Consider the following 12,932-nt stretch of genomic DNA (forward strand, 5'->3'; position numbering starts at 1 on the left):
CCACTAATGTACGTTTGTCATCTACTGGACAATCGTAAAGGAAATCATGACACACGTGATCGAGTCGACACCTCGGCGGGCAGAGTCTGCACAGCACCCGGGATCGGCCCACCGCTACCGGAACCTGATCCTCGGCGCGGTCGCGATCCTGTTCCTCGCGATGGCGATGCTGACGAGCTACTCGAGCGCGTTCGGCAACCCGACACCCAACAACGTCCACCTCGCGGTCACCGGTGACGCCGGCGCGATCGTGGCGCTCGAGCAGCAGGGCTCACTCGAGCTCACGATCGTGGCCTCTGCTGCGAACGCCCGCGACGCGGTGCTCGACCGAGACGTGGACGGCGCGCTCGTCCTGCCCGCTCCGGGAGGGAACGCCGTGGTGACCACCTACATCGCCAGCGGTGGGGGTCGTGGCCTCGGTCAGGCGATCTCCGGCATCGGCACCTCCATCGCAGCGAAACTGTCCGCCACCAACACGACCACCGACCTCGCCCCCCTGCCGGCGAAGGACCCGGTCGGGTCGGTGGAGTTCTACGCGATCCTCTTCGTGGGCCTGGGCGCAGCGCTCGGCGCGACGGTGTTCGGGCGCATCCTCGGCTCGGTCGACACGGCGGCGACCTTCGTCGAGCGCAGCGTCGTCCTCGTGCTCTACACGGGAGTCCTCGCCGGACTGATCACCGTGTGGATCGACTCCGCTCTCGGCGCGGTGACCGTCGAGCCCGGGGCGGTGTTCGCGGTCCTGTGGCTGACGAGCGTGGCCATCGGAGGAGCCGTGACGGGAGTCGCTGCTCTCGGAGGGATGAACGCGGCGCTGGTCATGACGCTCGCTCTGGTGATCCTCGGCAACACCTCTTCCGGAGGCCCGCTCGGCATCCACGTCCTCAGCGACTTCTTCCAGGCTCTCTACCAGGTGTTCCCCCAGGGTGGGGCTCTGGACCTCCTCCGCTCCGTCCAGTACTTCGACGGCGCGGCCGTCTCGGCTCCCATCATCCGGCTGGGGATCTGGGCAGCGGCGGGCATCCTGTTCACGCTGGCCGCGATGCTCCTGCGGAACCGACGTGAGGCGGCGACTCGACCGAGGGGAGGCGCCGGCATCGAGCTCGGCCACTTCCCGCCCGCCGCACCGACGGGCTCCCGCCCGCAGCCCGCAGAACTCACCACCGGTTCGGCATCCGTTCCAGTGACCCGACGTGGGCACGACACCGGCACTGCTGGAGGCTGAGACGCGAGAGCGCCCGCTGAGGGCCGACTTCGCCGAGGTGGTGCGCGAGATGGTCGTGGCCACCATCACGGCGCCGCTCGAGGAGGCGGGACAGGGCTTCGCGACCCGCGGGGAGGTGAGTGCCGGCTCCTCGTTGCTGCGCTCGGCGGTAGCCCTCGCGGCCGGCCTGCCCGAGGTGCAGGACCGCTTCACCCCGGGCGAGTTCACCCTGCTGAAGGAACTCCTGGGACGTCTGAGCTGACCCCACGGCCGTCGCAACCGCGACCCGACGGGTCGGGGTGGCAGGGTGTGGGGGTGCGTCCGCGGATCTTCCTACCTCGTCCGGAGCTGGCGGCTGGTGAGCAGGTGCTGCGCACCTGGCACGCCAACTGGCTGCGACGGGGCATCGCGCGGGGTGGAACCTTGAACCTCACCGACCGTCGGCTGCTGTTCCAGCCGAACACCGTGGAGGCGCTGATCGGACTGCGCGCCAGGTCCTGGGACAGGGCGCAGCTCAGCGGGACCGAGCTGGTCCGGGGTCGGCGCCGCATCGCCACCTGGCAGCGGAGACTGGGTGTGGTCCTCACCGACGGCGAGGTCGTGGAGTTCGTCGTCTGGGAGCCGGAGGCTGCGGTGCCTGAGTTCGCTGCCCTGCTGACCGACGGGGCGCCGTCTCGCTGACGCTGGAGCCACCAACTGCGGCCATCGACGTGGTGGCGAGACGCACCGACTCTCCTCCTGGCTGAACCTCCTCGAAACACTGGTTCGTCGAGCTGACGACGAAGAAGTTGCAGCGATCCACTCACCGCTCGGTGACCACTGCCCACGAGACATCGACTCACGACACTAGCTGCTGGGCGTCAGCTCCACGTCGTCGAAGTTCAGCCACTGGCCTGCCGAGGCGTTCGACCAGAACCCGACGGTCGCCTGACCGGCCGTCACCGACACACCCGGAATCGTGACCTGGGTCCACTTCCCGGCGGGGCCGATCGGGAGGTAGTTCTTGCTGCCGTTGCCGGCGTAGTCCTTCACCTCGACACCAGCCTCGGCCTGACCACCACTGGATTTCACCCAGGCCGTCAACGTGTAGTTTCCGGCAGGCAGGTCCGGGATGGTCTGGTAGGTGTAGACGCGGTACGGGCGTGCGGCCCACTGGGTTCCCTGGAATGCGCCCGTGTGCCCACCAGGCTCGGTGTAGAACGTAGACTGGTCACGGTCGGTCGTGGTCCAACCGCTCGGGAGCGAGCGAGCTCCCCGGTCGCGCTCGAATCCCGCGTTGCGGACCAGAGCATCGGCCCCGACGTCCCAGGCCGGCGTCTGCAGACCGGTGGAGGCCGGGGTCGGAAACACCGGGGCTCCGTCGGTTCCCCACGTCAGACGCTGCACGCGGGCCGTGCGGTGGTTCCCGCAGCCCTGCCCTGCAGCAGAGTTCGCGTGGTAGACGACGTAGTCCTCACTGCCGTCCGGGGACGTCGTGAACGAGTTGTGCCCGGGCGCGAAAACCCCTGCCGTGGCGTTCGTGCTCATGACCGGACCATTCGCCTTCGTCCAGGCCGCTGGTTGGTCCGACAGGCGTGGAGCATCAAGATCCCCGCGATCGGACCGGCGATCGTCCTGACGGTGATCTTCTCCATCATCGGGACGTTCCAGCTGTTCAACGAACCCGCGCTGCTCAAGGGCATCGCGCCCACCGCGATCTCGAACGGCTTCACCCCGAACTTCTACGCCTACAACCTGGCCTTCGTGAACCAGGACGTGAACTACGCGGCTGCGGTCGCGTTCCTCCTCGGTCTGGTCATCGCTGTCATCTCCTACCTCGTGCAGTTGCGGGTCAACCGCGGCGGCACCGCGAACTGAGGCGCCCCGTGAGCACCCTGAAGACCCTGCGGACCCGCCCAGGCGTCCCGTCCGCGACCGATCCAGCCGCGAGGTCCCGACGCAGCTCCACGCGATCAGGGAACCGACTGCTGAGCGTCCTGCTCTGGCTCGTCGCGGCCTACTTCGTGCTGCCGCTGCTCTGGCTGCTGATCGCCGCGACCAAGGACAACTCCGACCTGTTCAGCACCTTCGGGTTCTCGTTCGGGCACCACTTCGCGCTCTGGGACAACCTGCGCGACGTGTTCAGCGCGGGCGACGGGATCTTCCTCCGCTGGTCGGTGAACACCGTGCTCTACGCCGGGACGAGCGCAGCCGGCGCCACCCTGCTCGCGACCCTCGCCGGGTACGCCTTCGCGAAGTACCGGTTCGCCGGGGACAGGTTGTTGTTCAGCATCTCTCTGGGTGCGGTGATGATCCCGTTGACGGCACTCGCACTGCCGACCTACCTGCTCTTCAACTCACTGGCACTGACCAACACCCCGTGGGCGGTCATCCTGCCGTCCCTGGTCAGCCCGTTCGGCGTCTACCTCATGCGGGTCTACGCCGCCGACGCGATCCCCGACTCCCTCCTGGAAGCGGCCCGCGTGGACGGGGCCGGTGAGTTCCGCACCTTCGTGCAGGTGTCCCTGCGTCTGCTCGCCCCCGGCATGGTGACGGTGTTCCTCTTCTCCCTCGTGGCCTCCTGGAACAACTACTTCCTGCCGCTCATCATGCTGAACACGTCCTCGCTCTACCCCCTGACGGTGGGGCTGGCCCAGCAGCAGGCCGCCAGCGCCGCCGGGGGTGGTTCGCAGGCGCTGTTCTCGACGGTCATCACCGGCTCGGCCGTCAGCGTCATCCCGCTGGTCGTGGCGTTCGTCGTGCTGCAGCGGTTCTGGCAGAGCGGCCTGTCGAGCGGCAGCGTCAAAGAGTGAGCACGTGGCCTCCGGACCGGGCACCCCGCTGGTGGACGATGTGGTCGGGATGGCCTGCCGGCGGGAGGGCACCCCGACGAACCCCGGTGTCCTGGGTCGGCAGTCCGTGGGTCGGGCGCTGCGAGGTACCCGGCGAGGCGGTCGAGGATCTCGTCGACGGTCGTGCCCCAGACGTCGGGGTGGGGATCCTCGTTCCAGTTCGCGATCCACTCGCGGACGTCGGATTCGAGGTCGATCACGTCGGCGTGCTGGCCGCGGCGAAGGACACGGGATTCGGCGTCGGCGAGCAACCGTTCGACGAGGCCGAGCGAGCTGGGGGGAGGTGGGGGTGAAGCGCAGGGGGCCGGGATCGTCGAGCGGGCGCAGGAACTGTGCACCACCACCCCCGCACGCCGAAGCCGCTCGCCCGAGACCGCACGGTTGATCTCTGAGGTCGCCCCGGCCGGGCTGGAGACGGTCTTCTCCACCAACGGCGGCGCCGACGGGATCGAGCACGCCGAGCGCATCGGGCATGAGGTCCTGGGAGCCGGCCTCCGTGCTCTGCAGGACGAGCACCCCTCATCGGGGAAGTCAGCCGCCTCGGAGTTTCCGGGCCTCGACCTGGGTACCGACCGTGCGAGCGAGGAACCGATCGCGCCCTGAAGCGGGGCCAGCCTGACCATGGCTGCCCTCGTCACCGCCTGCGAGGACCAGGGCGTACCGCCCTTCAGCGTCGGGTCGGGACCGCTCCTCGACCCGGACCGTGCGGTGGTTCGCGTCGTGGCACGGGGGGACGGAACGGCTCCGACGTCGCCTCACCCGTCGGGGTGGCGGAAGGACTGCTCCGGCACGTCGATCCGCACGGCGAGGACGGCGATGTCGTCCAGGCCGGTGGGTCCCATCCGTCGCAGCAGTTCTCGGGGCAGGTCCTGCAGCGGGGTGTCGGAGAGGTCCTCGCCGGCCGCCAGCAACCGCTGGAAGCTGACGGTCAGGGACTCGTCCGGGTGTTCCACCAGACCGTCGCTGTACAGGACCAGCGTGTGCGCCTTCGATCCCGGCGAGCGCCCGCCGGTCCCCGGGGCGGGGGGACCGTCTCCGGCGGGGTTCGGCGGTTCCGGGGTGAAGCGCAGTCGTCCCGTCGTGAGCAGGTGGTGGGCGTCGGTCCGCTCCTCGTTCTCGTCGACGCCGAGCGGGAGGTCCACGACCTCGTCGAGCAGTCGCGCGGGTTCGCCGGCCCGCAGCAGGAGCGGCGGCGGGTGCCCCGCGTTGGCCCACTGCAACGTCGTCCCGGCTGCGTCGCTGTGCAGGCGCGCGTAGACGAGGGTCGCGAGGTCGTCGGGGGCGAAACGGTGCAGGATCCGGTCCAGACGCGCGATGACCTCGGACGGCGGTGCGATGCGGTCCCCGGCCAGGGCGCGGAGCTTGTGCCGGATGGCGCCCATGCGGGTGGCGGCGTGCAGGTCGTGGCCCGCGACGTCGCCGATGACCAGGGCGACGCTGCCGTCGGGCAGGGCGAAGGCGTCGTACCAGTCGCCTCCGACCTGGACGAAGTCGTTGGCGGGCTGGTACAGCCCGGCCAGGTCCAGTGCTCCGATCCGCGGCGCGAGTTCGGGCAGCAACGCCCGCTGCATCTGTTCGGCGCGCCGGGCCTGGCGCTGCAGGACGCGGGTGGTGTCCAGCAACGCACCCGCGCGGACGGCGAGGTCGGCGGCGAAGTCGGAGTCCTGCTGCCGGTAGGGACGGGAGGGATCGGTGCGGACCAGGGTGATCGCGCCCAGGGTGTGCCCCCGGGCGCGCAGCGGAGCGGTGACCCACTCCGACGCGCCGAGTTGCCGGGCCAGTTCGAGACGGTTGCCGGCGAGGGCGTCCACGGCCAGCGTCCACGCCTGGTCCGGCGCCGGCATGCGTTGGTGCTGTATCCCCGCACCGTGCAGGACCTGCGCCAAGCGGCTGGTCATCCCCGGTTCCAGCGACGGCAGGGGACCCAGGTTCGCGGCGGCCGTGGCGTGGAGACCGGGGTCGCGGTGGGCCAGGGCCACCCGCTGCAGGCTGGTCCCGTCCTCGGCCAGGACGTCGACGCTGACCCAGTCGGCGAGCGCCGGGACGAGCAGTTCGGCCAGGGCGGTCAACCCGGCCTCGACGTCGTCGGCCCCGCCCAGGACCCGGGAGGCCTCGGCCAGCAGGGCCAGGCGGACGTTGGCCTCCTCCAGCGCGTCGAGCCGTTGTCGCTGACGGGTGGCCTCGGCGTGCTGGGCGGTGGTGTCGGACAGGGTGAGGACACCACCGACGAGGGTCCGGGCCAGGACGGTGGGGGCGAAGGCCCAGGCCAGGACCAGGGCGGAGCCGTCCCGGCGGAGGAACACCCCCTCCCCGGCGGCGGGACGCGCTCCCCGGAGGGCGAGCAGGATGGGGCTCTCCGCGGCCGCGACCGTCCGTCCGTCGAGGTGCTGGTGGTGCAGGTGCTCGTGCAACGGGTGGGTGACGAGTTCGGCCTCGCCGTAGCCCAGGAGACGTTCGGCCGTGGGGGTGACGGCGGTCACCGCGCCGTCCTGGTCCAGGGCGAGGACCGCCACCGGGGCGCCGCTGAACATCGACGGCAGGAGCACGGCGTCGACGGCGACCCGGGTGTCACGTTGTCCCGATCGTGCCGGCCCGGGCTCCCGGGGGAGTTCACCGTTCAGCGGGGTCCCCGCAGGCAGGGGTTCACCGTGACCCAGCCCGCCGGTGTCCATGTCTCTCCCTCGCACGTGCGTTCCCGAACCGCGACCCCCGGGTCCGTGCGCGGGTGCGCCGGGTCAGCCGGGACCTGGGGTGGATGGTCGCCGCGGGACCACTCCTCCTCGAGCTCGTCGCACGGCACGGGGCGCACCAGGTTGCGTCTCTCCGACGGTCGTCACTGACGCTACAAGGGCGCGCACGTTCCGTGCCACGTGAGGGAACGCGGGGCGGCGGTGGGTGAGGCCGGCGCCCGCGTCACGGCGCCGGCGGACGACGACCCCCCACGGGTCCGGGGACGCTCACCCGCTGCGACGGCGTCGAGAGCCGGAGCGACAGGTCGCTCGTGAGCGAGGTGAGCACCAGCAGGGTCACGTCGCTGTCCGGACCGCGGAACGAACCGATCCGGACCAGACCCCACCGCTCGTACATCGCCACCGCGTCCTCGGCACTCTCGTAGACCCCGATGAGCACCCGCGCCTCGTCGCGGTCCCGCAGGACCCCCCGCAGCAGGGTGCGTGCGACTCCCCGGCCGCGGAACCCCTCGTGGACCGCCAGCTCGTGGACGACGAGGGCGTCCTCGGGCCGGTCGAGGGCGTCGGCGGCGGCCGGGTGTGCGGCCAGGGTGGCCAGGATCGCCAGCCACGGCTGGTCCTCGACCAGACCGTGGACCAGGGCGAAGCCGGCGCACTGCGCACCCTGCCGGGCCACGGTCAGTCGTCCGCCCGGGTGGGACAGCTGGGTCGGCCCCCAGGTCCGGATGTGTGCCAGCTCCTGCGGATCCTCCCCGTAGGGGGCCGCCGCGAACGCGGCCACGAACAGTGCAGTGACCTCGGCCCACGTCTCGGGAGGCGCACTCCCCTCGTAGGTCGCGCAGGTCGTGGAGGGGTCAGCGCCGGACACGGGCGCAGTCTCGGGCACGGCGCGTCGTCGGGCGACCGGTCCGACCCCGACGCGGCAAAGGCGTGGCGTGCGGACGGAGGGGCCCGCCAGACTGCCTCGGTGATCACCGACGGCTCGCCCACGGTCCTGCGACCCCGTGCCCTCGCGCGGGGGGACCTCGTCGTCATCGCCTCGCTGTCGGGACCGCTGCACGCGCAGTACGAGCCCGACCTCCGGGAGGCCGAGGCGGTCCTGGAGCGGATGGGGTTCCGGGTGCGACGTGCCCCGTTGCTGCGGGTCGGGCTGCAGCACTGGTGGAGCGCGGCCCCACCGGCGGAGATCGCCGCGGAGCTCAACGGGCTGCTGCGCGACCCCGAGGTCCGCGCGATCGTCGCCCACGACGGCGGCCAGACCGCCTTCGGCTACCTCGACCTCCTCGACGTCGACGCGGTCCTCCGCGACCCGAAACCGATCCTCGGCTACAGCGACGTCTCGCTGCTGCACCTCGTCCTGCACCAGCGGACGGGTCTGGTCGGCTTCCACGCCGACCTGGCCACCCCGGGACTCGGCGGCGCGTGGCGACGCTCCCCGCCAGGACGTCGGACCGAGCTCGAGGACCTCTACCTCAGGCTGCTGACCGGGACCGAGGCGATCGGTGCCCTGCCCACCACCCCGTCCTGGGAGTGCTGGCGCCCGGGACGGGCGGAGGGCCCCCTCCTCGGCGGGGTCGTCAACCGCATCGCCCTCGTCCAGGCCACGCGGTACGCCCTGCCGGTGGATCACTTCACCGGTGCGGTGCTGTTCTGGGAGGAGATGGGCGGGCACGCCTCGCACGTGTGGAGCTACCTGCACGTGCTGCGCCACGCCGGAATCCTCGACCGCATCGGGGGGATGGTCGTGGGTGTCCCGCACCTCGTCGACGGGCTCGAGGGACCCGATCCGTCACCGTCCCTGCGCGAGATCGTGCTGGACGTCCTCGGTGACCGGGACGTCCCCGTCCTGGGTGGGGTGGAGTTCGGCCACGCCGGCCCCAACCTGCCGATGCCGGTGGGGATCCGGGTGGCTCTCGACGCGGGCGACCGCGAGCTGTCGCTGCTGGAGCCGGCGGTCCGCTGACCTCCGCGTCCGCCCCGGTCCGGCCGCGCCGTTCCCCCGCGGGCGCCTGAGCGACGGGTCCTCAGGCGCAGATGTCGTCGGAGGCGACGCGGCCGGTGACGGCGGGGCTCGGGGCCGCGGTGGGCACGGTGCCGGTGACGCGGGCCCGGACGTCGGTCACGGTCACCGCCGCCGTCGAGACCTCGACGACGATGGTCTTGCCGAGGCTCGCGTCGAGCTGGGTCTTCGCCCCGCCGAGCGCGGCCGCGACGGTGTTCGCGGAGTCGCCCCGGCCGGTGCCGTAGCGGACGAGGACGTCGGCGCCCGGGTCGGTCGCGGGCCCGTCGCTGGTGGAGGCGCTCGCGAACCCGACCCCGGTCAGCTGATCGGCGACGTTGGCGGCCGTCCCGGCCGGGGCGCCGACGTTGAGGACCTGGACGGAGATGCCGGACGGCGCGACGAGCAGTTCGGAGCTGTCGGAGGGGTTCCCGGTGGCCGTCGCGGTCGGGGTCGCCGACGTGGGTCCGGCGGTGTCGGTGGCGATCTGCTGCCACAGCCCGGCGGCGGCGGCGGTCCACTGCACGCGGTTGTGGTCGGCGGGGTACTCCTCGGTGGGCACCGTGACGAACTGGACGCCCTTCGCGGGCATCTTCTGCAGGCTCTGCGCGAGCGAGGCGATCTCGCTGAGGCTGGCGAACCCGGTGTCGGTGGTGACCGACTTCGTCGCCGCGTCGAGGAAGGAGAAGAGCTTGGTCGGGGACAGCAGGATCTGCGAGCTCGTGACCTTCTGGACCACCGAGCTCATGAGGGCCTGCTGGCGGGAGATGCGGGAGAGGTCCGAGCCGTCGCCGATGTGACGGACACGGGCGTAGGCGAGGGCGGTCTGACCGTTGACGTCGTCGTGGGTCCCCGCGGTCAGGTGCAGGTTGGAGGCCTTGTCGTCGATGTCGTCGGGCGTGCAGATCGTCACCCCGCCCAGGGCGTCGATCATCGACTGGAACCCGGAGAAGTCGACGACGACGTAGTGGTCGACCTTCACGTGGGTCAGCGACTCGACGGTGCTGATCGTGCAGGCCGCGCCGCCCAGGGAGAAGGCGGCGTTGAAGATGCCCTTCCGGGCCTTCGTCGTGGAGCCGTCGGCGAGCTTGCAGGCCGGGATCTGGACGACGGAGTCGCGGGGGATGCTGACCATCGTCGCGCTCTGGCGGTCCGCGGCCAGGTGCACGAGGACGGTGGTGTCGGAGCGCGCACCCGGGTCGGCGGACTCGCCGCCGTACTCGTCGCCGGTCCCGTCGGAGAGATCACGGGTGTCGCTGCCCATCACGAGGATGTTGACGGCGGACTGCCCGGTCGTCGGGTCCACGGTGGACTGGTCGGTCGGACGGTTGCTGAGCAGGCCCGTCACGTCCTGGGCGTTGATGTTGCCCTGGAGCCTGTAGTACGCGTACACCCCGCCACCGGCGCCGAGCACGGCGAGGACGACGACGGCGACGAGGAGGCCGCGCAGCACCCGGAACGCCGCACCGTGGGCGTGGCTGGAGTGCTGACCGCGCGCGCGGCGACCGGCGCCGGGGACCTCGTGCTGCGAGCCGGGGTCGGTGGAGGTGGGCACGTCGTCACGGTACGGCGCGTCGCACCCGTTCCTTGAGCCCCATCCGCACAGTTCCGCAGCGTGTGCGCGAGGCCTTCACACGTGGTGCGGCGGTGGTCAGCGGTCGAGGTCGAGGCGGTAGGTGTCCGCACAGGCCTGGACGGCGGCCTGGCTGCCGTTGGTGTCCAGGAAGCAGTTGACGGCGTCACCACCGCCGTTGGACCAGATGGCACCGAAGGCCACCGCGTAGATGGTGGTCAGGACGGCCGCGATGAGCAGGGCGAGGACGTTGATCACCAGCCCGGTGATCGCGACCCCGCGGTTGGTCGCGCGCCGCTTGCCGATGCGACGGAAGCCGATGATCGAGAGGACGAGCCCGATGATCGCGAGGGGCAGCCCGATCACGATCCAGGACAGCAGCAGGGCGACGATGCCGAGGACGAGTCCCGCGACACCTGCGCCGTTCTTCGCGACGGTGCCGGACTCGCCGTAGGAGCCGTAGCTCCCGGGTGCGTACTCGCTGGACATCGTGTCCTCCCTGGTCGTGGGCTGCGATCCTCCCAGACCCGGCGCTACCGCCCGTCCACCGTGCCGTCGTTGATGGCCAGGTGGTCGGCGATCGCCGGGAACACCCACACGAAGCAGACCAGGACGACACCGGCCGCCACGACGAGGCTGATCAGCAGCCGCAGCCACCACGGACCGGGCAGGATGCGCCACCAGAACGCGTACACGAGCTACCCCTGTCCCACGGCGGCGAGCGACGCCGGCGGCCCGGCGCTGCGGTCCTGCACCGACTCCAGCAGCGCGTGCACGACGTAGCGCTGCCTCGCCGAGTGCATCGGGTGGCAGGCCGTCATCGTCAGCCAGGCCTGGGTCGGCGTGGCCCCCGGCTGGTCGGGGACGGGGGCGATGACGGACACCTGCTTCGGGCTGACGATCTCGTGCGACTGGACCCGGTAGGTGAACCACTGGGTCGCGGTCGCCACGACGACGGCGTCGCCGTCCTGCAGGTCGGCGATGAGGTTGAACGGCTTGCCGTAGGTCACGCGGTGACCGGCGATGGCGAAGTTGCCGACCTGGCCGGGGAGCGCGGCGTCGGCGTAGTGCCCGATGCCCTCCTGGAGCTCCGCGGTGCCGGTGCCCTCGACGACGGGGACGGCGTAGTCGCTGCCGAAGCGGGGGACGTACACGATCGCGAACGCGTCGCCCGTGGGCGGGGTCTGATCGACGTCCACCGTCGGGGCGGCGCTCGGGGCGGACGCAGAGGCACTGGGCGCCGGGGTCGCGTCCCACTGCTGCTCCAGGGACGTGACGGTCGCGGCCTGCACGCGTCCGGAGGTCAGGTCGGTCCAGTACAGCTGCCAGACGACGAAGAGGAGCGTGAGCACCCCGGCCGTGACGAGCAGTTCCCCGACCACCGAGGTGATCCGGCGGATCACCCGGCACCGGCCTTCGCGTAGGTCGTGCTCGTGGTCCCGTCGAAGGCGGGCAGCTGCAGGTCCTTCCCGGCGGAGACCTGGTAGCCGAGACCGTAGGCGCTGACGTACTCCCGGTAGATCGAGATCGCGCTCGAGCGCGCGAGGCCGGAGCGCAGGGCGTCGACGTCGCCGATGGCGCTGATCCGGTACGGCGGGGAGTAGGTGCGACCCTGCAGGACGAGGACGTTGCCGACGCAGCGCACGGCCGAGGTCGACACGATCCGCTGGTCCATGATCATCATCGCCTCGGCACCACCGGCCCACAGCGCGTTGACGACGGCCTCCACGTCCTGCTGGTGCACGACGAGGTCGTCGGGGGCCGCGCCGGCCGGTCGCGGTTCGCTCGTCGGGGCGTCGTCGAGGGTGACCGTGACCCCCGGCCCGGTGACCGCGAGCGCCCCGGAGGTGGTGCCCAGCCCGGTGTCCTGCAGCGGGTCACCGCCGGTGCCGGCGCTGCTGCCGGCGTCGCGGGTGAGGGTGTCGACCTCGCCGCGCAGCGTGGAGACCTGGGCGGAGCGCTGTTCGTTCTCGCGGGAGCGCTGGGCGACGAGGGAGCCGAGGTCGGCGTTCTCGGAGCGCAGGTCCGTCCCGCGCGAGGTCTGGGCGCTGGTGGCGAAGAGCAACCCGGCCAGCGCGAAGACGCCGGCGACGGCCAGTCGCCGGGCGGTCGGTCGTCGAGCGGACCGTCGCCAGGGTGGACCACCCACCACGTGCACCCCCCAGTGAACCGACCGCACACCGATCGTCGCACTACGCTAACCAGAGGGGCGCACCACGTGTCCCGGCCCCACCCACTACTGGAGGTCGACGTGCCCCGCCGCAAGGAGTCCGACGACACGGAGTCGAGTGTCGACGCCGTGAACGACACGCCGGCCAAGGGTCGCAAGGGCCGGAAGGGCCAGGTCGACGCGGTCGCCGACGCCGACCGGGCCGTGAAGCGCAAGAACCAGCTCACGCCGCGCTGGTGGATCTGGACGATGGTCGGCCTGATGGTCGTCGGCCTGCTCTGGATCGTCGTCTTCTACCTGTCGGGCGCGCTGCTGCCCGTGCCGGGCTGGAACAACTGGAACCTGGTGATGGGCTTCGGGCTCGTGCTCGTCGGGTTCGCGATGACGACACGCTGGCGATAGCACTCGTCACATCGGGTGACCCCCCTGCACGAGCGGTGAACCCTGACGGCGCGTGACGGTTACGAT

General features: G+C 71.4%; 17 protein-coding genes. 9 read left to right on the forward strand and 8 right to left on the reverse strand.

Going from position 1 to position 12,932, the window contains the following annotated elements:
• The first annotated feature begins 46 nt into the window (after positions 1–46).
• Genes SJY07_RS13435 through SJY07_RS13445 form a run of 3 tightly spaced genes read left to right on the forward strand, consistent with a single transcriptional unit; the run spans position 47 to position 1,882 of the window.
• Complete coding sequence (locus SJY07_RS13435; RefSeq protein ID WP_380159777.1) at positions 47–1,222, forward strand: hypothetical protein; 1,176 nt, start codon at positions 47–49, stop codon at positions 1,220–1,222.
• Positions 1,191–1,463, forward strand: coding sequence for a hypothetical protein (locus SJY07_RS13440; protein ID WP_328293739.1), 273 nt, complete (start codon positions 1,191–1,193; stop codon positions 1,461–1,463). The genes SJY07_RS13435 and SJY07_RS13440 overlap by 32 nt, the downstream gene beginning before the upstream one ends.
• Before the next feature lie 53 nt (positions 1,464–1,516).
• Complete coding sequence (locus SJY07_RS13445; RefSeq protein WP_328293738.1) at positions 1,517–1,882, forward strand: hypothetical protein; 366 nt, start codon at positions 1,517–1,519, stop codon at positions 1,880–1,882.
• 165 nt (positions 1,883–2,047) lie between these two features.
• On the opposite strand, the gene SJY07_RS13450 is transcribed toward SJY07_RS13445, so the two are convergent.
• Positions 2,048–2,728: a family 43 glycosylhydrolase gene (locus SJY07_RS13450; RefSeq protein ID WP_380159780.1), complete on the reverse strand. Its 681-nt coding sequence runs from the start codon at positions 2,726–2,728 to the stop codon at positions 2,048–2,050.
• A gap of 93 nt (positions 2,729–2,821) precedes the next feature.
• Here SJY07_RS13450 and SJY07_RS13455 point away from each other — a divergent pair, with 93 nt between their 5' ends.
• The 4 genes from SJY07_RS13455 to SJY07_RS13470 all read left to right on the forward strand — a co-directional run bounded on the left by SJY07_RS13455 (position 2,822) and on the right by SJY07_RS13470 (position 4,635).
• The gene (locus SJY07_RS13455; RefSeq protein WP_380159782.1) at positions 2,822–3,058 is read left to right on the forward strand and encodes a hypothetical protein; all 237 of its coding nucleotides are present in this window, start codon (positions 2,822–2,824) and stop codon (positions 3,056–3,058) included.
• Between the two features lie 17 nt (positions 3,059–3,075).
• The gene (locus SJY07_RS13460; RefSeq protein ID WP_380162311.1) at positions 3,076–3,993 is read left to right on the forward strand and encodes a carbohydrate ABC transporter permease; all 918 of its coding nucleotides are present in this window, start codon (positions 3,076–3,078) and stop codon (positions 3,991–3,993) included.
• A gap of 86 nt (positions 3,994–4,079) precedes the next feature.
• Positions 4,080–4,325 (forward strand): hypothetical protein, encoded by a 246-nt coding sequence (locus SJY07_RS13465; protein ID WP_380159783.1) that lies wholly within the window; start codon positions 4,080–4,082, stop codon positions 4,323–4,325.
• 88 nt (positions 4,326–4,413) lie between these two features.
• Positions 4,414–4,635, forward strand: a complete 222-nt coding sequence (locus SJY07_RS13470) for a hypothetical protein (RefSeq protein ID WP_328293730.1) — start codon at positions 4,414–4,416, stop codon at positions 4,633–4,635.
• Between the two features lie 152 nt (positions 4,636–4,787).
• Here the strand turns inward: SJY07_RS13470 and SJY07_RS13475 are convergent, their stop codons facing one another.
• Together SJY07_RS13475 and SJY07_RS13480 are read right to left on the reverse strand one after the other, a co-directional pair.
• Complete coding sequence (locus tag SJY07_RS13475) at positions 4,788–6,704, reverse strand: SpoIIE family protein phosphatase (protein WP_380159786.1); 1,917 nt, start codon at positions 6,702–6,704, stop codon at positions 4,788–4,790.
• A 241-nt stretch (positions 6,705–6,945) separates the two neighbouring features.
• Positions 6,946–7,590, reverse strand: a complete 645-nt coding sequence (locus SJY07_RS13480) for a GNAT family N-acetyltransferase (protein ID WP_380159788.1) — start codon at positions 7,588–7,590, stop codon at positions 6,946–6,948.
• A gap of 99 nt (positions 7,591–7,689) precedes the next feature.
• Here SJY07_RS13480 and SJY07_RS13485 point away from each other — a divergent pair, with 99 nt between their 5' ends.
• Positions 7,690–8,685, forward strand: coding sequence for an LD-carboxypeptidase (locus SJY07_RS13485; protein WP_380159790.1), 996 nt, complete (start codon positions 7,690–7,692; stop codon positions 8,683–8,685).
• 61 nt (positions 8,686–8,746) lie between these two features.
• Here the strand turns inward: SJY07_RS13485 and SJY07_RS13490 are convergent, their stop codons facing one another.
• The 5 genes from SJY07_RS13490 to SJY07_RS13510 form a co-directional block, all read right to left on the reverse strand.
• Positions 8,747–10,276, reverse strand: a complete 1,530-nt coding sequence (locus tag SJY07_RS13490; RefSeq protein ID WP_380159792.1) for an LCP family protein — start codon at positions 10,274–10,276, stop codon at positions 8,747–8,749.
• 96 nt (positions 10,277–10,372) lie between these two features.
• Positions 10,373–10,783, reverse strand: a complete 411-nt coding sequence (locus SJY07_RS13495; RefSeq protein WP_380159794.1) for a DUF4190 domain-containing protein — start codon at positions 10,781–10,783, stop codon at positions 10,373–10,375.
• A gap of 44 nt (positions 10,784–10,827) precedes the next feature.
• Positions 10,828–10,989: a hypothetical protein gene (locus tag SJY07_RS13500; protein ID WP_380159796.1), complete on the reverse strand. Its 162-nt coding sequence runs from the start codon at positions 10,987–10,989 to the stop codon at positions 10,828–10,830.
• 3 nt (positions 10,990–10,992) lie between these two features.
• Complete coding sequence (locus SJY07_RS13505; protein WP_380159798.1) at positions 10,993–11,697, reverse strand: class E sortase; 705 nt, start codon at positions 11,695–11,697, stop codon at positions 10,993–10,995.
• Positions 11,694–12,443: a DUF881 domain-containing protein gene (locus SJY07_RS13510; RefSeq protein WP_380159800.1), complete on the reverse strand. Its 750-nt coding sequence runs from the start codon at positions 12,441–12,443 to the stop codon at positions 11,694–11,696. Before SJY07_RS13510 ends, SJY07_RS13505 begins: the two co-directional genes overlap by 4 nt.
• 69 nt (positions 12,444–12,512) lie before the next feature.
• Between SJY07_RS13510 and SJY07_RS13515 the strand changes: the two genes are divergently transcribed.
• On the forward strand, positions 12,513–12,866 hold the full coding sequence (locus SJY07_RS13515; protein WP_328293721.1) for a cell division protein CrgA: 354 nt from the start codon (positions 12,513–12,515) through the stop codon (positions 12,864–12,866).
• Positions 12,867–12,932: the final 66 nt, after the last annotated feature.

The sequence above is a fragment of the Kineococcus sp. R86509 genome (genome assembly GCF_042466365.1).
Lineage (GTDB): Bacteria > Actinomycetota > Actinomycetes > Actinomycetales > Kineococcaceae > Kineococcus.

What these genes read in the sequence shown, in the direction of transcription:
- SJY07_RS13435 (WP_380159777.1), top strand. Translation starts at nt 47, where the DNA reads ATGACACACGTGATCGAGTCGACACCTCGGCGGGCAGAGTCTGCACAG.
- SJY07_RS13450 (WP_380159780.1), bottom strand. Translation starts at nt 2,728, where the DNA reads ATGAGCACGAACGCCACGGCAGGGGTTTTCGCGCCCGGGCACAACTCG.
- SJY07_RS13475 (WP_380159786.1), bottom strand. Translation starts at nt 6,704, where the DNA reads ATGGACACCGGCGGGCTGGGTCACGGTGAACCCCTGCCTGCGGGGACC.
- SJY07_RS13495 (WP_380159794.1), bottom strand. Translation starts at nt 10,783, where the DNA reads ATGTCCAGCGAGTACGCACCCGGGAGCTACGGCTCCTACGGCGAGTCC.